This window comes from Iodobacter sp. CM08, from assembly GCF_033446605.1.
In the GTDB taxonomy this organism is placed as follows: domain Bacteria; phylum Pseudomonadota; class Gammaproteobacteria; order Burkholderiales; family Chitinibacteraceae; genus Iodobacter.
In genome coordinates, this window is record NZ_JAWQUO010000007.1 from 45,226 (window position 1) to 64,957 (window position 19,732).

Sequence of the window (19,732 nt, forward strand, 5' to 3'; positions counted from 1 at the left end):
AACTGATGTTTACGAAGTACATAAAATATCCGCTATGCACTACAGAGAACGCCTCCCAGGCTACTGCACACTGTTCCTGAGTAAAGTCTATAGATATTTTTTATTGATTTTTGCGTTTTGAGTGGGGTAAACGTTTACTTGCGTTGTTTCAGTCAAAAACAAGCTGCCGATTGCCCTAGGGCATCCTTTTAGGCATGGCTCATGCACTAATTTTAGCGGGTATGCTGAGCAGCACTAAAATAACAGACCCTAATATGCGCCGCCTTAACTGCTTTGGAAACAAGCAATTATTACCAAGGCGTATCCTTTGTAGCTAATCGTTTGCAGGCCTCGATATGTGCATTTGGCAATAGGCTATAAAACCAACACCACCGCGATGTTTTTGTTAAAATGGCGACCGTTTTTTTGTGAGAAGACTATGGCCCTGCTGGAGATCCGTGACGTCGTAAAAACTTTCGGCGATTTCACTGCTGTTAATCATGTGAACTTGTCGGTGGAAGCCGGTGAATTCTTTACCCTGCTTGGCCCCTCGGGCTGTGGCAAAACTACTTTATTACGGATGCTGGCCGGTTTTGAGCAGCCAGATTCTGGTGCAATTTTGCTCGATGGCAAAGATATGTCGAATGTACCGCCAGAAAAACGCCCCGTGCACACGGTATTTCAGAATTACGCGCTATTTCCGCATATGAGCGTGAGCGACAATATTGCCTTCCCTCTGAAAATGGCCAAAGTTTCGCTCGCAGAGATTAAATCCCGCGTGGCCGAAATCCTAGAAGACGTGCGTTTGCAAGAATTTGCCCACCGTTTTCCGCATGAATTATCAGGTGGTCAGCGCCAGCGCGTTGCTATTGCTCGCTCCCTCGTGAACCGCCCACGTCTCTTGCTGCTGGATGAGCCGCTCTCTGCACTGGATGCCAAGCTGCGTGAACAAATGCAAATGGAATTGATTACGCTGCAAAAAGAAGTTGGCGTAACCTTTGTGTATGTCACCCACGATCAAGGCGAGGCTTTAGCTTTATCACACCGGATTGCGGTGATGAATAAGGGCCAAGTAGAGCAGCTGGATGCGCCAGAAACCATTTATAGCTACCCCAAAAGCCGCTTTGTGGCTGATTTTATTGGCCAATGTAATTTGCTGGATGCCACGATCAAATCCATTAGCAATGAGCGTATGCAGGTCGAAATTGCCGGTGTAGGTATTGCTGAAACCTTGCCGGTTGCTGGGGCGGTGGTGGGGCAGCAGGGTACGCTCAGCTTGCGCCCTGAAAAAATCAAATTGGCGGCCAGCTTAGATAATACCGATGCAAATGAAGTGCACTTTAAAGGGACGGTTGAAAACTGCCTCTACCTTGGGGATGTCACCATTTACATCGTGAAATTAGATAATGGCGTGCTGGTTGAGGCCATGCTGCCTAATTCTGCCGCAGGCCGAGCTAAGTTTTTTGATGATAACGATGCAGTAGAGCTGGCTTGGCGTTATGACGCTGGCCACTTCTTGCTGGCTTAGGGGGCGATATGTCGAAAGTAAAACCACCTAGCCTCGCCAAATGGCTGATCTCTGGCCCGCCACTCTTATATTTGCTGATCTTTTTTGCCGTGCCAACGCTGATGATGATTTTTTCAGCGTTTCGTTTCCCTGGCGAATATGGCGGCCTAATGCCGCTGGTAGATATCAACCCAGATACTGGCGCGCGCGAGCTACTGATTAATTGGCAAAATTGGCGCGAGTTTCTGACCTTAGAAAACTTCACACGTTTTTTTGAAGACGGCGTTTATGTTGAGCTATTTATTAAGTCGTTTTGGTATGCTGGCTTAACCACTCTGTTTTGTATTATTTTGGCTTACCCATTGGCGTGGTTAATTGCCCGTAGCCCAAAGAAATACCGTGATTTATTAGTGCTATTAGTGATTTTGCCGTTTTGGAGTAATTTTTTGATCCGCGTGTATGCGTGGATGATTATTCTAGGGCCGCAGGGTTATTTTGCTATGACGGTAAATAGCGTATTAGCGTGGTTTGGCATTGGCCCTCAGCAGTTTCTATTTACTCATTTTGCGGTGATTGTGGTGCTGGTCTATGTGCATTTGCCATTTATGGTATTACCGCTGTATGCCAATTTAGAAAAGCACGATATGGCGCTATTAGATGCGGCTCAAGATTTGGGCGCATCTGCTTGGCAACGCTTCTGGCGCATTACTTGGCCATTATCACTGCCAGGTGTTTGGGCAGGGGCCGCTTTGGTGTTTATCCCCGCACTAGGGATGTTTGCCGTGCCTGATTTGGTGGGCGGCACTGATGGCATTATGGTGGGTAATTTAATTAAGCAGCAGTTCTTAGATAGCCGTGACTGGCCATTTGGCTCTACCTTATCAATTATGCTCACGGCCAGCGTATTGCTATTAGCATCCTTAGCGACCTTGATTAGCCGTGGGAGAAAAAAATCATGACTAAGCAAAACAAATGGCTATGGTTTGCGGCGCTGTTTACCTACGCCTTTTTATATTTGCCGCTGATTATTGTAGTGATGTATTCATTTAATGATTCGCGGCTTAATGCAGAATGGGTAGGTTTTACCTTTAAGTGGTATCGCATTTTGTTTAATGATGAGCAAATGCTGGTGGCCGCCCGTAATTCATTATTAATTGGCGTGATTACTAGTTTTTTTTCCACCATATTTGGTACCTTGGCAGGCGTAGCCATGTACAAATATAAGCTGCGGCTTTTACCTGTTTTGGTACTGACTCCGATTGCCATCCCAGAAATATTAATGGGCGTATCGCTGCTGATGTTTTTTGTTATGCTTAATATGACTTTGGGATTGTTTTCCGTTACCTTAGCGCATATTGCTTTTTGTATTGGTTTTGTGGCTATTGTGGTGCGCTCCCGTTTGCAAGGCATGGATGAATCCTTGATAGAAGCGGCGCGTGATTTAGGCGCTACGCCGATACAGGCATTTAGGCTGATTACAATGCCTTTGATTATGCCTGGCATTATTGCAGGTGCATTGATGGCGTTTACATTATCTATTGATGATTTTGTGATTACCTTCTTTACGGCAGGTGCGGGCGCATCTACCTTGCCATTGCAAATTTATTCAATGATTAGAATTGCGGTAACACCCGAGGTGAATGCGATTTCAACCTTATTAATGCTGTTAACCCTTGCCCTGATTTTGATTGCCAGCAAAGTAGCCCCAAGCGCTTTACGCGCTAAATAGTCAGTAAGCGCTTGGTATTGATGGGCAATCCCAAGCGCAGCATTATTTTGTATCTAAAAACATAGATATCTAGCACAAGGGTTTCTTGTTTTTAGAGTGCCTTAAAATTTAGGGCATAATCGCACTGTCTTTTTATTCAACCGCTTTGGAGTGTTTGAGACATGAAGAAATTATTATTCACGCTGCTACTGGCTGCCAATATGGCACAGGCTGAAGAAGTGCTCCACGTTTACAACTGGAACAACTATATTGCGCCAGAAACGGTAAAACGCTTCGAAGCAGACTGTAAATGCCGTGTGGTGCAAGATTATTACGGTGCAATGGAAGAAATGCTGGCTAAGCTGTCCGCCGGTGCTAAGGGCTACGATGTGGTTGTGCCCACTGGCTTTGCAATGCCGCCTTTGATTAAACAAGGCATGGTGCAGCCGCTAGATAAAAGTAAACTCCCTAATATTAAAAATGTGAATCCAGCTTTTTTAAATAGCCAGTTTGATCCGGGTAATAAATTCTCTCTGCCTTATTCGTTTACCACCACCTTGCTGGGATTTAATCAAACCAAGCTAAAAGAGCTAGGTATTGAGCCTAATTCTTGGGCTGTGATTTTTGATACCGCTATTTTGGCAAAAATAAAAGGCAAAGTAACCGTATTGGATGATGCGAATGAGTTATTTGCCGCATCCTTAATGTATAACGGTTTTTCTGCCAACTCGACCAATCCCGCCGAGTGGAAAAAAGCCCAAGAAACCATTATCAAAGCCAAGCCATTTTGGGCTGCGTTTAATTCGCAAAGTTATATTAAGGAATTAACGCTGGGTAATATCTGGGTAGCACACGGCTATTCTAGCGATATGTTCCAAGCGGCTGCAGACGCTAAAACAGTGAAGCGTGCCTTTACCGTGAGCTATGGTTTGCAAAAAGAAGGGAACACCCTGTCGGTGGATAATATGATGATGCTTAAATCAGCGCCTCGGCCTGATTTGGCGCTGAAATTTATCAACTTTATGATGGAAGGGAAAAACTCGAGCGAGCTGACCAATATGGTGGGCACGGGGAATCCTAATTCGGCTGCAGCACCGTTTGTACACGCTGAAATAAAAAAGAATACTGCGGTATTTCCTGATGAAGCCGCTTTAAAAAAACTGCAGCAGCTCAAGCCATTGGATGCTAAACAGCGCCGTGATTTAAGCCGTTTGTGGACGCAAATTAAAACCTCTAAATAAAGAAGACGATAGGGGGGCTTGGGCCCTCCTTACTCAATGCGAAATACATCCTTCAATATCAGCTACTTGGCCCGTCGCATTACCCCAACGAGGGTGCCACGCTACGTGTTTTTTTGCAGCGTGCTGGTGATTTTGGTGGTGAGCCTGTATCCCTTTACTGGCTGGCGTTTTACTGGGGAGCCAATTTGGGCTTTCTATACCTATCCTCTACCTTACTATTTTACTTTTTTTGATAACAGCATCAATGTGCTGGCCTATATGCCGCTGGGCTTTAGTTTGGCCATTTCATTAAAGAATAATCGTCTAGGGCCGTTGCTGGCGGTGCTTTCGGGGATGTTTTTATCTTGTACTGTGGAATTCACCCAGCAGTTTTTGCCTGGCCGAGTGGCATCAAATTTAGATATTTTAAGCAATAGCTTTGGCGCTTTTTTGGGCGTGCTGTTAGCGATGATTTTAGGTAATCGTTATTGGCAAACACGCTGCTTGGCGGCTCGGCATGCTTGGTTTGCCCCTGGGCCTGCGGTGGAGTGGGGTGTTACTTGGTTGGTGCTGTGGTTTATCACCCAGATGGATCCATCCCAACCCTTTTTAGGGGTGGTGGTTGAGTCACCCGGTTTGCCGCAGCCGTTTGAATCGCCAATGGAAAACGCCAAGCTATTTTTGCGCCTCTTAGAAGGTGGGGGCATGATGCTGCACTTTTTAGGGATCGCTTTATTTGTATCTGTATTGGTGCGCCATACTCGGCAAAGCCCCGCCGCGATTCGCTTTACCCTGCTGGCGGCTTTATTACTTAAGCTTGGGTTTGCAGGGATCTTACTTAAGCCCGCACAGTTTTTTGCTTGGCTTAATTTAAATATCTTCGTGGGTGGCTTATTAGGCACGCTGGCTTTGCTGCTGCTATGGCGTTTAAATCGTAGCCTAAGAGCCTTACTAGGGGCGCTCGCCTTGGTGGCCACCTTGGTGATCGGTTGGTTTTGGCCTTTAGTGCCGCAGCTAGCGGCAACTCTGCCGCTGTTTCGCTGGCACTACGGCCATCTCTTGCATTTTAATGGTCTATCTGCGGTGATTAGTGATCTATGGCCTTATGGCGCAATTGCCTTGCTACTATGGCTAGCCGCTCGCCCTCCGCGCGAAGAGTCTTGGTAGTGCTTGAAGCTTTACTTGGGTATCAACAACTAGATTCTGCTAATCCTTGTGCATTTTTATTATATTTTTACATCTAGCTTTCTTTTCTTTACCTCATTTTTACGGCGGCAACTCTAGGATACGCATATCCATTTCCCTTTAAGGAAGGTTTGCGATGAGTCTGCTCTACGGTTCTATGGTGCCCACCCGCCGTGAAGATGTGCCTAATGCTGCCCCTGTGCGCTTTGTTTCACGTTTTAGCGTGAATTCTGCAGGAGCGGTGCCTGAGCTGTTGCCGTTGCTCAAAAAACTATTCCGCCGTATTTGCTCAGGGTCAGCGCAATGATCCGCTTACTGAGATTTTACCCCAGCGCGCTACTCTTGGCGGCGTTTAGCAGCCATGCCATCGAGCCTGTGGCGTGTAAAACCGTTCGCTTTGCCGATGTAGGCTGGACCGATGTGAGCGCGACCACGGCACTCACCGGCGAAGTATTGAGCGCCTTGGGCTATCAGAGCGAAGTGAAAATGCTCTCGGTGCCGGTGACGTTTCGCGCCATGCAAAGCAAAGACATCGATGTTTTTCTGGGGAATTGGATGCCCACTATGAAAAACGATATCGAGCCCTATTTAAAAAATGGCAGCGTTGAAAGCGTGCGGGTTAATTTAACTGGGGCTAAATACACCTTGGCCGTACCGGAATACGTGTATCAGACGGGGGTGCACCACTTTTCTGATATTGCTAAATATTCTGACCGATTTGCTAAGCGCATTTATGGCATTGAGGCGGGCAACGATGGTAATCGCTTGATTGCCAACATGATTAAAGATAAAGCCTTTGGCTTGCAGGATTTTAAGCTGATTGAATCCAGCGAGGCAGGCATGCTCACCCAAGTGAAGCGAGCGGCGGTTAAACAACAGTGGGTGGTGTTTTTAGGCTGGGAGCCACACCCCATGAATCGCAATTTAAAGCTGCGCTATTTGGAAGGCGGTGACGCCTACTTTGGCCCCAATTTGGGCGGTGCAACGGTGCATACCACCACCAGAGCGGCTTACACTAAGCAATGCACGAATGTGGGCCGCCTACTTAAAAATATTGCGTTCAGTACCGATCTAGAAAACCAGCTAATGGGGCAAATCCTCGATAAAAAACAGGATGCTAAGCTGGCTGCGCGCCAGTGGTTAAACCAAAACCCTGAGCAATGGAGCGCTTGGCTAGATGGCGTAAATAGCTTTAGTGGCCAGCCCGCTTTACCTGTGGTTAAGGCTTGGTTGAAAAGCTAATCTGCCGTGCGGCCTAGCGGCTTGGTCGCTAGGCTAGCTGAATAAATAAGGAAGCATATTGTGGATAAATTGCCGCTAGGCCAGTGGGTAGCGGAAGGCGTGGCTTGGATGATTGGGCCCGCCGCTGGCGGCTTGGCTATGTTGAGTGATGGGCTAGAGGCCTTGGTGCAAGGGCTAAGCCGAGCTTTGATCGAGTGCCCACCACTGCTGCTGGTGTTTGTACTGAGCGGTTTGATTTATCGCTTGCGACGACGTTGGGGCTTGGCCTTGCTTGCGGCGCTGGCGCTGTTGTTGATTGATAATCTGGGCTACCGTGCCGCGACGCTGCAGACGCTGGTGCAAGTGGCGCTCGCTACTTCTATTTGTATGTTAATTGGCGTGCCGCTTGGGATTGTGGCCGCACACCGGCCTTGGGTGTATAGGCTGCTGCAGCCCTTGTTAGATTTAATGCAGACGATTCCAACCTTTGTCTATCTGATTCCCACCTTAATGTTGTTCGGCTTAGGCATTGTACCTGCCCTTGTTTCAACCATTATCTTTGCCCTGCCTGCACCTGTGCGGCTGACTTATCTGGGCTTACGCGATGTGCCTTCTCCCCTGCTTGAAGCGGGTAAAGCCTTTGGCTACTCACCTTTTGCACGCCTCTGGCGCGTTGAATTACCTGCGGCTATGCCCAGCATTGCTGCGGGCTTAACCCAATGCATTATGTTGTCATTATCGATGGTGGTGATTGCTGCTTTGGTGGGAGCGGAGGGGCTAGGGCAGCCTATTGTTCGGGCATTAAATACCGCCGATATGGCGCTGGGTTTTGAAGCCGGTTTATCGATTGTTTTACTGGCGATGGTGCTGGATAGGCTGTGCCAGTCTCGCTTAAGGGAGTCATGATGAGTGCTATTTGTTTTGAGCATGTTGATGAAGTGTTTGGTGCTCAGCCTGCAAGTGCTTTTGCGCTGATGGATCAAGCGTTATCCCGAGACGATATTTTTGATCGCACTGGGCAGTTGGTTGCGGTGCGGGATGTGTGCTTGCGGGTAGAAGAGGGGGAGATCTGCGTATTGATGGGCTTATCTGGCTCAGGCAAATCCAGCTTATTGCGTGCCATTAATGGCTTAAACCCCGTTAGCCGTGGCCAACTGACGGTGCGCTGCGGGGGGGTAGACGTGGATATGGCGCACTGCTCAGCTAAGCAGCTACGCGAAGTGCGTAGCCGTGGTATTGCCATGGTGTTTCAAAATTTTGCTCTGATGCCTTGGCTAACGGTAGAAGAAAACGTCACTTTTGGCCTGCATGCTTTGCAATTAAGCGCTAAAGAAAGCCAGTGCCGCGTCAATAAAGTGCTAGATCAAGTGGGCCTAGCACGTAGGCGGCATGCTCTGCCCGCCGAGTTGTCGGGTGGAATGCAGCAAAGGGTGGGCTTGGCACGCGCTTTGGTGGTAGAGAGCGATATCTTATTGATGGATGAGCCTTTCTCGGCGCTTGATCCTTTGATCCGCAATCAATTGCAGGATGAATTATTAAGCTTGCAAAAAGAGCTGCATAAAACCATTGTGTTTGTTAGCCATGATATGGATGAAGCCTTAAAGCTAGGCTCGCATATTGCCATCTTGCGTGATGGGCAGATTGTGCAAAATGGCCGGCCACAAGACATTATGTTTCAGCCCGCTGATGAGTATGTGCGCCAATTTGTGCAGCATAGTAATCCATTAAACGTGCTTTCTGCCGCAAGCGTGATGCGGCCTAATCTAGAAGCGCTGGCGCTTGAAGGGGCGGTTTTATCGCCCAATTTGCAATACTGGTATGCAGAAGAACCACTGGCCTTGCTAGGCGCTAAGCCAACGGTGGTGGATGCGGATATTCGCCTGCGAGAGGCCTTTGCGGTGTACGCCCAAACGGGCTGCGAATTAATCTTGGCCCATAATGGCCAGATGGTGGGGCGTTTATCTGGGGCGGAAATGTCACGGGCTATTTTAGGCCAAGCTGCTTAAAAATCTTCAACCATTGGGCCTATAGAAAGAATTGCTAAGATCAGCGCTAAAAAAATGGTGGAGCTAAAGCCCAGATGATTAAAACCATAGGCCCCCGAGATCGCACCACATAAGAAGGCTAATACCAAGCTGGATTGCACTTTTAAATGTTTGCGATCACATAAAACTTTTACCTCATTAGGGGCATTAGAATTACGGTTCCAATAAAAAAGCCGCCCTAATTCAATACTGATATCGGTAATCAAGCCGGTCAGGTGGGTGGTACGAATCACCGCCTTAGAAATCTTAGTAATGATGGCGTTTTGCAGCCCCATGATGTAGCAAAGCAGCAGCACCGTGAGCGGAACTAGGCTGTTTGAGTGCGAATCAAGCTGGGCGCCCAATAAACCAAAGCACAGCAAGAGTAATGACTCTAGTAATAGTGGTAGGGCGTACAGGCTGCGTCTACCACGGCGGCGCGCCCAGTTAATCAAGAGGGAAGAGGTGATGGCGCCGGCCATAAACATCAGCACGCTGGCCAGTGCCCCAAACATCAAAGAGATATTGCCCAATACCCAGTTATCCGCAAGCCCAGAAAGAATCCCCGTCATATGCGATGTGTATTGCCCAACCGCCAAAAAACCACCTGCATTGGTTGCCCCCGCAACAAAACATAGGGTGATACCAAGGTGAAAATTACTGCGTTCGGTACGCTCTGGGGCGGTTAGCCCGCGAAGATAGCGAAAGGGCATGACGGCTCACAAGTGCTTGCGAAGCCTTGATTGTACTCGCTTTTATATCATTGGCATTTTGCCAACATTACCCTTGCTTACTAATTTTTTAAGGGAAAGTACGCTAGGGCCAATTAGTCTATAGCGTGTTTTGTTATATATAAGTTATTTAATATTTCTTCTTAATAAATACATGCCTTGCTAGAATCCAGACAGATCAAGGCGCCAGCCGATACTAAATGAATGCAATTTAAAACCTCACAGGTAAATACCATGAAAAAGACTTTAGTTATTAGCGCGCTCGCTGCTTTATTGGCCACTGGTTTTGCACAAGCTGCAGAAAAGCTCACTATTGCCGCAACTGCGGTTCCGCACGCAGAAATCTTAGAATTGATTAAGCCACTTTTAGCTAAAGAAGGCGTAGATTTACAAATTAAAGTATTTACCGATTATGTACAGCCAAACTTGCAAGTTGATCAAAAAAATATCGATGCAAATTACTTTCAGACTAAGCCTTATTTAGATAACTTTAACAAAGGCAAGGGCACTAATTTGGTGATTGTAACCGGCGTACACGTAGAGCCATTTGGCGCGTATTCGCATAAATATAAATCACTAAAAGACTTGCCAGTTGGTGCAACGGTAGCCATTCCAAATGAAGGCAGCAATAGTGGCCGTGCTTTATTATTGCTACAAAAATCGGGCGTGATTAAGCTAAAAGACCCAACAAATGCACTTTCAACACCTAAAGATATCAGCGAAAATCCAAAGAAGTTGAAGTTTAAAGAATTAGACGCAGCCATGTTAGCGCGCGTGTTAGATCAAGTTGATTTGGCTTTGATTAACACCAATTACGCTTTGGAAGCCAAGCTTAATCCGGTTAAAGATTCTTTAGCGCTAGAAGATCGCAGCTCGCCTTATGTGAATTACCTTGTAGCCCGCCCTGATAACAAAGACAGCGCAGCTATTAAAAAACTAGCGGCAGCATTAACCAGCCAACAAGTAAAAACCTTTATTGAGGGAAAATACGCAGGTGCGGTAGTTCCAGCGTTTTAATTGAGTAATTTATAAAATAGGGGCGCTGCATGCAGCGCCCCTATTTTTTTTATTTAATTAAATAGATAGCAGGGCGATTTCATTTATGTAGATTGCATCAATGGTTATCATTTAAATAAAAAGTGCGGTGCAATAAAGAAGGCGGTTTTTAGTCTATAAGCGGCTAGGTAAAAGACAGGTGGCGAAAGCCCTCTAGCTAAGAAGGCGCGCCTAATTTACAGCAGATTACGATAGCCATTGACCAGCACCAGCCCAGCAAACCAAAGATAAAGCAGAGCAGAGGCGAGTAGGCAGCCTTGGGTGAAGCGTTGGCCAAATAGTTTGGCACCGTGGGTGGCGCTGTAAACCATTAGCAGCGTCCATGCCATGCCGCCTGCAAAAAAGCCACTTAAAAAGCGCATCGTTGCAAGCAGGCTGCCATCAGTGGCTTGGGCAATTAAACTACCACCAACAGCAGCAAACCAAAGAATGGAAGAGGGTGAGGCCATCGCCAGCATCATGCCTTTGCCAAACATACTGCGGCGGCCAGAGGCAGGCAGCTGGGTGCTTTCGATTTGTTTGGCATCTTGCCAAGCTTGGCGTGCCATTTTAACGGCAAGAAACAGCAGCAGTGAGCCGCCACCTAGCCAAGTTACCCATTTAACGGCGGTAAATTGCAGTAATACGCTCATACCTAGCAAGGACACTACCGCCCAAACCAAATCGCCAAAACAAGAGCCCAGCCCCATCCACATTGCTGGGCGGGGGCCGTGTTTTAGGCTGGTGTCGATCAGGGCAACATTAACGATTCCAAGGTCTAAACAGAGGGAAATAGAAAGTAAAAAACCGGTGATAAATACATCCATATCAGATTAAGATTTCCAAAAAGCGCGGGTAAATAAAATCAGTACCGAGAATACTTCTAAGCGGCCAAGCAGCATGGCAAAGTTACATACCCAGATTTGAAAATCGCTGAGCACGCCGTAGTTAGATGCGGGGCCAACCACGCCAAGGCCGGGGCCAGCATTATTGATGCAGGCAATGATGGCGGTAAAGCTAGATAAAAAATCGAGGCCAGAAATCAATAATATAAATGTCAGCCCAACGATGCTCATGCAGTATAAAAAGACAAAGCCCATGATCGCAAAGACAATATTGCCAGGAATGGACATCCCATTGACGCGCAAAGGGTGAACTGCATTGGGGTGAATCAGGGTAGACATTTGCCGTTTAGATTCGCGCAGCATAATCAAGGTGCGAATCATTTTAACCCCACCACCAGTGGAGCCGGAGCAGGCGGTGATGCAGGATAAAAACAGCATCAGTAAGGGCACAAAGATTGGCCACTGGCCAAAATCAACACTGGCAAAACCAGAATCGGTGGCGATAGAGACCAGATTAAAGGCCACATGCCTGAGCGAGGTGAGATAGTCGCCATAGGTTTTTTGCCATACTAGATAGGCTGCGCTGCCGAGGGTGCTCACCACAATCAGCACAATCATGGCTTTAAATTCAGAGTCTTTCCAGTAAGTGGAAAATTTGCGCCCGGTTAGTGCTAGATAATGTGTGGCGAAGTTAGTAGCGGCCAGCAGCATAAATACGATGAGAATCGCCTCGATAATGGGCGAGTTAAAAAAGCCTACGCTGGCATCGTGGGTAGAAAAACCGCCTAAGCACATGGCGGCAAAGGCATGGCAAACTGCATCTAGCCAGCTCATCCCACCTACAAATTTAAGCAGCAGGGCGCAAGCCAGCGTGAGGCCTGCGTAGACTATCCAAAGGTTTCTGGCGGTTTCACGGATTCTAGGTGTCAGTTTTGAATCTTTGATTGGACCTGGGGTTTCGGCTTTAAATAGCTGCATTCCCCCCACCCCCAGCATGGGCAGAATCGCCACCGCCAGCACAATAATCCCCATGCCGCCCAACCAATTTAACAGGTGCCGCCATAGATTGATTGATGCGGGTAGCTGATCTAGGCCGGTGAGTACCGTTGCGCCGGTGGTGGTAAGCGCCGACATGGTTTCAAAGTAGGCGTGGGTAAAGGAGAGCTGCGTATCAAATAGCATCAGTGGCAGCGCCGCCACGGCGGGCAGGGTGGTCCAAAGCCCGACCACTAAAATAAAACCATCCCGTGATTTCATTTCCCGCTTATAGCGATGAGTGAGCAGGCTTAAGGCTCCGCTAAACAGCAGTAAGCTAGCTAGAGAGGTGATAAAAGGCTGCAGCCCTGCATCGTTTCCCCACCAAGCCACGGTAATCGGAATCAAAATCCATAGCGAAAAAATAGCGGCAACCCGCGCCAAAATATTAATGGTGGGAAAAATACGTTGGGTTAGCTGCATCAGAAAAATCCAAGTTTTACGGCAAATAGTTGTTCTACTTCGCGAATATGCGCTTTGTTATCCACAAATAAAATCACATGATCATCGCTTTCTATCATGGTGTCGCCATGGGCAATGATCACTTTGTTGCCGCGCACAATGGCGGCCAAATCAGCACCTGAGGGCAACTTAATATCATCGATCTTTTTACCAACGACGCGGCTAGTGGCAGGCGTGCCGTGCACGATGATTTCCATTGCCTCTGCCGCACCGCGCCGCAGGCTGTGCACTGCCACAACATCACCGCTTCTAACATGGGCAAGTAGTGAGCCGATGGTGGCAATGGCAGGGGAAATGGCCACATCAATCTTGCCGCCTTGCAAAAGGTCTACATAACGCGAGCGATTAATAATGGCGATGGTTTTGCGCGCCCCCATTTGTTTCGCCAAAAGGCTAGACATAATATTGTCTTCATCATCGGAGGTGAGCGCCATGTAAAGATCGCAGCGCTCAATTAGCTCGCTTTCTAATAACGCCTCATCGGTGGCATCGCCCCGTAGCACCAAGGCGTACGGTAGCGCTTCGGCTAGCCAAGCGGCGCGTTCTTTGTTGGCTTCAATTAATTTGACTTGATAATCGTGTTGCAGGGTTTGCGCTAGGCGATAACCTACATTGCCACCGCCGGAAAGCGTAATGCGTTTGATGGCTTTTTCTGTGCCACGCATTTCTTTGATTACGGCGCGAATATGCTCGGTGGCGGCGAGGAAAAATACCTCATCTCCCACTTGTAACACGGTATTGCCATCAGGGTGCACACGGCGATTCTTGCGGTAAATTGATACTACGCGTCGATCAATTTTAGGTAACAGTCGATCCAGCGTGGCTAAATCTTGGCCATCCATATGCGCCCCAGCCTCTACCCGAATCGCCACCAGTTGCGCCTTGCCACCGGCAAAATCCAGCACTTGTAACGCTTCGGGGGTTTCTACTAGGCTCACTAAATAGTCGGTCACAATTTGCGCGGGGGTGATGACATGATCAATCGCAAAATTATTGTCGGTAAATAGCTCTGGCCGCGCCAGTAAATCAGGGTCACGAATCCGCGCAAGGCGAGTGGGCACATTAAATAACTCGTAAGCAATCTTACAAGCCACCATATTGAGCTCATCCAGTGGCGTAACGGCCAGCAGTAAATCCGCATCGGCCGCTCCTGCTGCTGCCAACACGGCAGGACTGGCGGCGTGGCCAACCAAGGTGCGTAGGTCGAGCCGATCAGCCAGCGGCTTAAGCTGCTCTGGGTTTTCGTCCACAATGGTGACGTGATAGCGCTCATGCACTAGCTGCTCAGCCACTGATGCGCCAACACGGCCAGCGCCAAGAATTAAGATATTTGACACGATTATTCCATGCGAAGTTTTAATGCATTTGAAGGATAGCGTAGGGCTTAGAGTATGGGGTGTTGTTGATGCAATTTATAGGGGAGTGTTACACAGTAAAAACCCAAGTATTGAATTATCTAGAAATAGATAGAGTGCGGAGTTTTATAGAGAAAAATATGTTGTTGAAGACAGCCATCTGTTTTTTATCGCGGCTCAGCCCCAAAGCTGTAGCCAACGCAGCCGTGAATGAAACGTCAACAGACCCTAGCTAGAGGGGGAGTAACTTTACCTTAGGGCGTGATCATCTTTGCATGTGGTAGGTTTAGATCGCACAGTAAAAGTATTACGCCTTGAGGCATTGAATTGTTTAAACTAGGTTGCTTGCGATGCGCTCTTATCGGGCAGACTTAAGCCACTTTGGGCTGTAATAGCTGCTTGTATTGCAGATATTCTGTGAGGTGGGTTTTAGCGGTATGTAGCTCATTTAGCCCTTCATAGCAGCTGCTTAGGGCAAAATGAATTTTGCATAGTAAGTGTGGGTTTTGTAATCCACAGGCTAAGTCGAGGGCTTGGTTCAGATGGGCTAGGGCACTGGCCCATTCTTGATCGGCCAGATCACAGCGGCCTAAGCTAAGCAAGCTCATGGCCTCACTCCATGGGTTGGCTTGTAATTGGCAAATTTTTAAGGCGGAGGCAAAGTGGATTCTTGCGTCTGCCACCTGCTGATTGGCTAAGTCGAGTAGGCCTTTTAAGCGATAGGTTTCTATATCGGTGCTAAGACTGCGCTGGGTGAGCGCCGCATCTTGTAGGCGTTGCAGCATGGCGGCGGCTTCGCTTAGGCGCTCTAGGCTGAGTAAATCCACCACAATATTGGCGTAAACTCGGCAGCGTAGTTCTGTATTGCTACTGGTGTGTAGATAATCAAACGCTTGGTAGTGTGAATGCAGGGCTGAGGGGTAGTTTTCAAAGCCAAAATAAACTTGGCCTAGGCCAATATGCGCATGAATCAGCGGGCTATAGTGCTGCTGCTCTTGCGCTAATTGCGCGCATTCTTGCCAAAGCTTAGCCGCAAGGGTGGAGTCACCAAGGTCAAAATGACAGCGCGCAATTTGCTCTAGCAGCTGCACTTTTTCTAAGGAGCCATCCACCGCCATCAGTAGGGTGTGCTGCAAAGTATTTAAGGCACTTTGCAGCTCGCCTAATATCAGTTGGGCCCTGCCTAAAATCAGCCCTGCCCGAATTTCCCCTTGGATATAGCCAATGGAATGTGCTTGCATTTGTGCCAACTTAGCCAGCTGCAGGCCCTCGTTGGCTTGCAATGCAAGGATTTCATCTGCACTCGCAATTAAGCGGTCTATATCACAGGGGATAAGCGGCATTACTCTTCCTCAGTGCTGCGCTGCTTTTTTGGCACCGCAATACCCAGTTGCTTTAGCTTGCGGTAAAGGTGAGTACGTTCTAGGCCGACTTTTTCTGCCACACGACTCATATTACCGTTAGATAAATCAATTTGCCGCTCGATATAGAGCTTTTCAAATTGATCGCGTGCCTCACGTAGCGGCAGGCTGAGATCAATATTTGGCAAGCCAGTTACGTGTTGGCTGTGGCTTTCGCTATGCATGCTGCCATTGGGTGAAAACTGGGAAAGCAAGCGGGCCAGTGGCGCGCTATCTATTTCACCATCGCGGCTGGTAATTGCCACGCTTTTTACCACATTGGCCAGCTCATCTAAATTACCGGCCCAATCTTGGCGGGATAATAATTGCAAAGCTAAGGGGCTAAAGTAACGCGGGCCTAGCTTATGCATGCCAATGGCGTCATTCAGCAGCTTTTCTGCCAAGGCAGGGATATCTTCGCGGTGCTCTGATAAAGCGGGAATGGCAATGCTGAGCTGCGAAATAAAATTGAGTAGCTCTGGCTCAATTTGCCCCGCCAAAACACTCAGTGGCTTACTAGAAGCACACACTAAGCGCACGCGTTGTTTTTCTAATCTTGGCAGAATACTTTTTAAACCGATCTGTGCTCGGCGATCTAACCACGCTAAATCACGCAGAAATAAGATCCCTCCCGCGGCTTTATTGAGTAATTCTTGGGGAGCTTGGGCCAAGTCTTCATTCGAAGGAGGCGAAATAAACGGCGCGCTACCTTGATTTAAATAGCGTGCACAGTGCTCAAACCCAACGCCAGGTAAACCGAGCAGTAAGACTGGGCCGGTTTTACCACGCAATGGGCTTAAGGTTGCCTGCAATTCTTGAATCGCTTGCCCTGAGCCTAATCGCTCTAAAGTTGGCGCACGCGGAGCCACTTCGCTAGGTAAAGAAAGCGCACGCTTTACCGTAGCCAATAGTTTTTGCAAACCAATTGGCTTTTCTAAAAAATCAAGCGCGCCAATACGGGTGGCTTCCACCGCCGTATCAATAGTCGCGTGACCAGACATCATCACCACAGGCATGGTGAGCTGACCATTTCGCGACCATTCTTTAAGCAGCGTGATCCCATCAGTATCTGGCATCCAGATATCCAATAGCACCAAGCGTGGCTGAGATTGATTTCTGATTTTGCGAGCAGCTTCTGCATTTTCGGCTAAAACAATGCCATAGCCTTCATCTTGCAGAATTTCTGACAATAATTCACGAATGCCGACTTCGTCGTCGACGATCAAAATATCCTGACTAGCCAATTGCTTCCTCCGCGAGGGGCAGCTCGATACGAACCCAAGCGCCACCTTCATCCCTGTTGCCGGCCTGTATTCGGCCCTGATGTTCTTCGATTATTTTTTTAACGATGGCTAAACCTAACCCAGTCCCCTTTATCTTGGTGGTTATATAGGGCTCAAATACCCGAGGCAAGATTTCTGCAGGGAAACCACTGCCACTATCTGATACGGTTAAGCTTGCAAATCGCTCGTTTTTTTCCATCTTAAGGCAAATCCGATTCGGTTTTTCGGAATTCTCTTGCCCAGTGATAGCATCTTGAGCATTTTGTAAGAGGTTATGGATCACTTGACGCAGCTGGGTAGCGTCGCCAAGCACGATTAAAGACTCATGGCTCATCTGTTTTAAGATCAAGGGTGAGGCTTCATAGAGCACTAAAATTTCAGTTAACAGCCGTTGAAAGTCGAGTGGCTTTTTCTTGCCGCTCGGCTGCCGCGCATAATCACGGAACGCATCCACCATATCTTTAAGTGCTCCAACCTGGCGCACAATGGTTTGAGTATTACGCGATAGCAGCTCGGCACTGGCCGCATCTAGTTTATCAGCAAGCTTGTGTTCCATGCGTTCTGCGGCGAGCTGAATGGGTGTAAGCGGGTTTTTAATTTCATGCGCCAAACGCCTTGCTACCTCGCCCCAAGCCGCATCGCGCTGCGCGGAAAGAAGCTCAGTAATATCATCAAATACCACCACAAAACCGGTGTGAGATGAGTCTTGTTGATCTAGCAAACGGGTGCCACGTACATGTAAAACCCGTTTCGTATTTGCTAATTCTAACTGATGTTGCCAGTGATCTTGCTCCGATAGTAATCTATCTGAGATCTGAGCACAAAATGGTGTAAGTGCTGGATAAATTAAATGCCAGTTTGAAAGCGGTTCTTCACCAATTCTTTCTGGATCTATTCCTAGAATTCTTAAGGCACTTTGGTTGGAAGAGCGCAGCTGCCAAGCATCGTCAAATGATAATACACCTGCCGAAAGAGATCCCAAAATCGCGCCAAGGTGGGCTCTGCCCGCGGCTTGTTCTGCCTGGTGGGTTTCAAGGGTGCTACGCGCTTCAGAAAGCTGCCGTGTCATACGGTTAAAGGAGTGCGTCAGTATCCCTAGCTCATCACGGCTGATCACGGGCTGCATCTGCGAGTAATCCCCCGCCGCAACCGCACGCGTGCCCTCGGCTAACACCGAAAGCGGTGCGGCTAGTTTATCGGATAGGTAAATAGCGAGGGCCAGCGCGCCTAGCAAGGCCATTAACAGTGCCAGCGTCAGTGTTAAGCTGTAAATAAGTTTAAGCCCTCGCCTTGATTGCGAGAGTTGTTTGTAATCACTGCGTACTTTTTCAACCAGCTCGGCATCGGCGGCTAATTGCTTGGGGACGGGTTGAATGAGTTGTAAGATGCGGGTTCGCTCACCAAAGTTACTGGCTCGTACGGCCACCAGTACCCGCATGCTCAGGCCTTGATCGGTATGGGGCTCGATGATTTTGAAGGGGCCCCGCATCGCTTGGCGTAATTGGTTTCGATCGGGCTGAACGGGGAAAAGGCTGGCATTTTCGCCGCCAATATGCGCCAAAGTTTGGCCAGATTCATCAAATAATGATAACTCTTGTACGCCGGTTTGTTCGCGTAAGCGCCCAAGCCTAGAGAGCATGCCAGCACTGCTATCATCGCTAATATCGAGCGCAATCACCGTGGCTTTGCGGGCCAAATCACCCAGTTGATAATCAATGGCGTTGTGGCCTAGGTTCAGCCCTCGATCAAGCGCATGATCGACGCGTACATCAAACCAATTTTCAATACTACGATTTAAAAACTGTACGGAGAGGGTGTAAACCAGCGTGCCTGGTAGTACAGCCACCAAGGCAAACATCAATACCATTCTGAGTGTAAGCCGAGAGCCAAATACTTTGGCGCGTACTTTTTGGATAAGCTTAATCAGGCGAAAGCTAACTAAAAATAGCAGGCCGCTGAGGAGTAATAAATTAAGCACCAGCAGCAGGCCGTAATACTCGGCAAAAGCGGAGGTGTTACCACTGGCCGTGGCCAGTAGAAAAATAAGGATGGCCCCCAGCGAGGCCAGTAGTAGTAGCTTGGGTTTATTCATTGCTGCTGGCTTCTTCACGTACCTTAGTGAACTCTACCCACGGTGATTCTAGCTGCCATTCTTCATGGCCAAAGGCGGTTAACTGATAGGTTTTAGGTAGGCGTGAGCGATCAAGCTTTAAGCGCACTTTACCTGCAAAATCCCCTGCTTTATCACGGGCAATATTGCTGTCGTAAAGCACGCCCCAATTGCGCACAATGCCGAGCGCTGCGAGCGCTTCGTTAATATTTTGAAAGTTACGGTAAAAGCTGCCAACGTGTAGCCGATATTGTCGACTAAGCGCGTGGTAAGACAATTGATAGCTGAGGGAGGAGTTTGGGCCAAAGCCATCGGCCATCTGCCGATACCAAGAGTAGATGCGCGGGCGAGTCAGCTGAAATTCGTAGACAAAGCTCAGTGACAAGCCGTTTTTAAGCGCTTCTTGTAAATCATTGGAGAGGGATATATCAAAGCGAGCAGCAATCTCGATGCGATTATCGCCAAAACTCGCTTCCACTTTTTGCGCTTTAATCTCGCCAGCATCGGCCCAAGCGTTGCCCACAACTGTCATGGCGCAGCAGAGCCAAACCATGCAAAACAAAGCCAGCTTTAACAGACGCTGGCCTTGCAGATAAGAGGCGGCAACCATGCTAGGTTTCAGCATGGCATCA

18 protein-coding genes are annotated in these 19,732 nt (G+C 48.3%); 10 read left to right on the forward strand and 8 right to left on the reverse strand.

The window, feature by feature from the left end; translation table 11 throughout:
• The first annotated feature begins 337 nt into the window (after window positions 1–337).
• The 9 genes from R6242_RS05300 to R6242_RS05340 all read left to right on the forward strand — a co-directional run bounded on the left by R6242_RS05300 (window position 338) and on the right by R6242_RS05340 (window position 8,826).
• Window positions 338–1,507: an ABC transporter ATP-binding protein gene (locus R6242_RS05300; RefSeq protein WP_318424675.1), complete on the forward strand. Its 1,170-nt coding sequence runs from the start codon at window positions 338–340 to the stop codon at window positions 1,505–1,507.
• A gap of 8 nt (window positions 1,508–1,515) precedes the next feature.
• Complete coding sequence (locus tag R6242_RS05305; protein WP_318424677.1) at window positions 1,516–2,445, forward strand: ABC transporter permease; 930 nt, start codon at window positions 1,516–1,518, stop codon at window positions 2,443–2,445.
• Window positions 2,442–3,215, forward strand: coding sequence for an ABC transporter permease (locus tag R6242_RS05310; RefSeq protein ID WP_318424680.1), 774 nt, complete (start codon window positions 2,442–2,444; stop codon window positions 3,213–3,215). The genes R6242_RS05305 and R6242_RS05310 overlap by 4 nt, the downstream gene beginning before the upstream one ends.
• A gap of 161 nt (window positions 3,216–3,376) precedes the next feature.
• On the forward strand, window positions 3,377–4,435 hold the full coding sequence (locus R6242_RS05315; RefSeq protein WP_318424682.1) for a spermidine/putrescine ABC transporter substrate-binding protein: 1,059 nt from the start codon (window positions 3,377–3,379) through the stop codon (window positions 4,433–4,435).
• Window positions 4,436–4,471: 36 nt separating this feature from the next.
• Window positions 4,472–5,581, forward strand: coding sequence for a VanZ family protein (locus tag R6242_RS05320; protein ID WP_318424686.1), 1,110 nt, complete (start codon window positions 4,472–4,474; stop codon window positions 5,579–5,581).
• A 154-nt stretch (window positions 5,582–5,735) separates the two neighbouring features.
• On the forward strand, window positions 5,736–5,906 hold the full coding sequence (locus tag R6242_RS05325) for a hypothetical protein (RefSeq protein ID WP_318424689.1): 171 nt from the start codon (window positions 5,736–5,738) through the stop codon (window positions 5,904–5,906).
• A complete protein-coding gene (locus R6242_RS05330; protein ID WP_318424691.1) occupies window positions 5,903–6,841 on the forward strand; it encodes a choline ABC transporter substrate-binding protein in 939 nt (312 codons plus the stop codon). Before R6242_RS05325 ends, R6242_RS05330 begins: the two co-directional genes overlap by 4 nt.
• 60 nt (window positions 6,842–6,901) lie before the next feature.
• Complete coding sequence (locus tag R6242_RS05335) at window positions 6,902–7,726, forward strand: ABC transporter permease subunit (RefSeq protein ID WP_318424693.1); 825 nt, start codon at window positions 6,902–6,904, stop codon at window positions 7,724–7,726.
• The gene (locus R6242_RS05340) at window positions 7,723–8,826 is read left to right on the forward strand and encodes a quaternary amine ABC transporter ATP-binding protein (protein ID WP_318424696.1); all 1,104 of its coding nucleotides are present in this window, start codon (window positions 7,723–7,725) and stop codon (window positions 8,824–8,826) included. Before R6242_RS05335 ends, R6242_RS05340 begins: the two co-directional genes overlap by 4 nt.
• Here R6242_RS05340 and R6242_RS05345 read toward each other — a convergent pair.
• Window positions 8,823–9,557, reverse strand: a complete 735-nt coding sequence (locus tag R6242_RS05345; protein WP_293936465.1) for a YoaK family protein — start codon at window positions 9,555–9,557, stop codon at window positions 8,823–8,825. The two genes, R6242_RS05340 and R6242_RS05345, sit on opposite strands and share 4 nt — an antisense overlap.
• Window positions 9,558–9,809: 252 nt before the next feature.
• Here R6242_RS05345 and R6242_RS05350 point away from each other — a divergent pair, with 252 nt between their 5' ends.
• Window positions 9,810–10,592, forward strand: a complete 783-nt coding sequence (locus R6242_RS05350) for a MetQ/NlpA family ABC transporter substrate-binding protein (protein ID WP_318424701.1) — start codon at window positions 9,810–9,812, stop codon at window positions 10,590–10,592.
• A 215-nt stretch (window positions 10,593–10,807) separates the two neighbouring features.
• Here R6242_RS05350 and R6242_RS05355 read toward each other — a convergent pair whose 3' ends face one another.
• From R6242_RS05355 to R6242_RS05385, 7 genes are all read right to left on the reverse strand, one after another.
• The gene (locus tag R6242_RS05355) at window positions 10,808–11,437 is read right to left on the reverse strand and encodes a LysE family translocator (RefSeq protein WP_293936460.1); all 630 of its coding nucleotides are present in this window, start codon (window positions 11,435–11,437) and stop codon (window positions 10,808–10,810) included.
• A 6-nt stretch (window positions 11,438–11,443) separates the two neighbouring features.
• Window positions 11,444–12,913 carry a TrkH family potassium uptake protein gene (locus R6242_RS05360; RefSeq protein ID WP_318424706.1) on the reverse strand — a complete coding sequence of 490 codons (1,470 nt, stop codon included), beginning with the start codon at window positions 12,911–12,913 and terminating at the stop codon, window positions 11,444–11,446.
• Entirely contained in the window at window positions 12,913–14,280 is a 1,368-nt protein-coding gene (gene trkA, locus R6242_RS05365) for a Trk system potassium transporter TrkA (RefSeq protein WP_308446363.1), read from the reverse strand. Before trkA ends, R6242_RS05360 begins: the two co-directional genes overlap by 1 nt.
• Before the next feature lie 398 nt (window positions 14,281–14,678).
• The gene (locus R6242_RS05370; protein ID WP_318424709.1) at window positions 14,679–15,650 is read right to left on the reverse strand and encodes a hypothetical protein; all 972 of its coding nucleotides are present in this window, start codon (window positions 15,648–15,650) and stop codon (window positions 14,679–14,681) included.
• Window positions 15,650–16,951, reverse strand: coding sequence for a sigma-54 dependent transcriptional regulator (locus R6242_RS05375; protein WP_318424711.1), 1,302 nt, complete (start codon window positions 16,949–16,951; stop codon window positions 15,650–15,652). The genes R6242_RS05370 and R6242_RS05375 overlap by 1 nt, the downstream gene beginning before the upstream one ends.
• Window positions 16,944–19,082 (reverse strand): sensor histidine kinase, encoded by a 2,139-nt coding sequence (locus tag R6242_RS05380; RefSeq protein ID WP_318424713.1) that lies wholly within the window; start codon window positions 19,080–19,082, stop codon window positions 16,944–16,946. Before R6242_RS05380 ends, R6242_RS05375 begins: the two co-directional genes overlap by 8 nt.
• Window positions 19,075–19,725, reverse strand: a complete 651-nt coding sequence (locus tag R6242_RS05385; protein WP_318424716.1) for a DUF4390 domain-containing protein — start codon at window positions 19,723–19,725, stop codon at window positions 19,075–19,077. The genes R6242_RS05380 and R6242_RS05385 overlap by 8 nt, the downstream gene beginning before the upstream one ends.
• Window positions 19,726–19,732: the final 7 nt, after the last annotated feature.

Bases quoted from the DNA above. Each gene is read 5' to 3' on its own strand.
- R6242_RS05310 (WP_318424680.1), top strand. From the start codon at position 2,442: ATGACTAAGCAAAACAAATGGCTATGGTTTGCGGCGCTGTTTACCTAC.
- R6242_RS05330 (WP_318424691.1), top strand. From the start codon at position 5,903: ATGATCCGCTTACTGAGATTTTACCCCAGCGCGCTACTCTTGGCGGCG.
- R6242_RS05360 (WP_318424706.1), bottom strand. From the start codon at position 12,913: ATGCAGCTAACCCAACGTATTTTTCCCACCATTAATATTTTGGCGCGG.
- R6242_RS05380 (WP_318424713.1), bottom strand. From the start codon at position 19,082: ATGAATAAACCCAAGCTACTACTACTGGCCTCGCTGGGGGCCATCCTT.
- R6242_RS05345 (WP_293936465.1), bottom strand. From the start codon at position 9,557: ATGCCCTTTCGCTATCTTCGCGGGCTAACCGCCCCAGAGCGTACCGAA.
- R6242_RS05385 (WP_318424716.1), bottom strand. From the start codon at position 19,725: ATGCTGAAACCTAGCATGGTTGCCGCCTCTTATCTGCAAGGCCAGCGT.
- R6242_RS05320 (WP_318424686.1), top strand. From the start codon at position 4,472: ATGCGAAATACATCCTTCAATATCAGCTACTTGGCCCGTCGCATTACC.
- R6242_RS05325 (WP_318424689.1), top strand. From the start codon at position 5,736: ATGAGTCTGCTCTACGGTTCTATGGTGCCCACCCGCCGTGAAGATGTG.
- R6242_RS05350 (WP_318424701.1), top strand. From the start codon at position 9,810: ATGAAAAAGACTTTAGTTATTAGCGCGCTCGCTGCTTTATTGGCCACT.
- R6242_RS05370 (WP_318424709.1), bottom strand. From the start codon at position 15,650: ATGCCGCTTATCCCCTGTGATATAGACCGCTTAATTGCGAGTGCAGAT.
- R6242_RS05315 (WP_318424682.1), top strand. From the start codon at position 3,377: ATGAAGAAATTATTATTCACGCTGCTACTGGCTGCCAATATGGCACAG.
- R6242_RS05340 (WP_318424696.1), top strand. From the start codon at position 7,723: ATGATGAGTGCTATTTGTTTTGAGCATGTTGATGAAGTGTTTGGTGCT.
- R6242_RS05305 (WP_318424677.1), top strand. From the start codon at position 1,516: ATGTCGAAAGTAAAACCACCTAGCCTCGCCAAATGGCTGATCTCTGGC.
- R6242_RS05355 (WP_293936460.1), bottom strand. From the start codon at position 11,437: ATGGATGTATTTATCACCGGTTTTTTACTTTCTATTTCCCTCTGTTTA.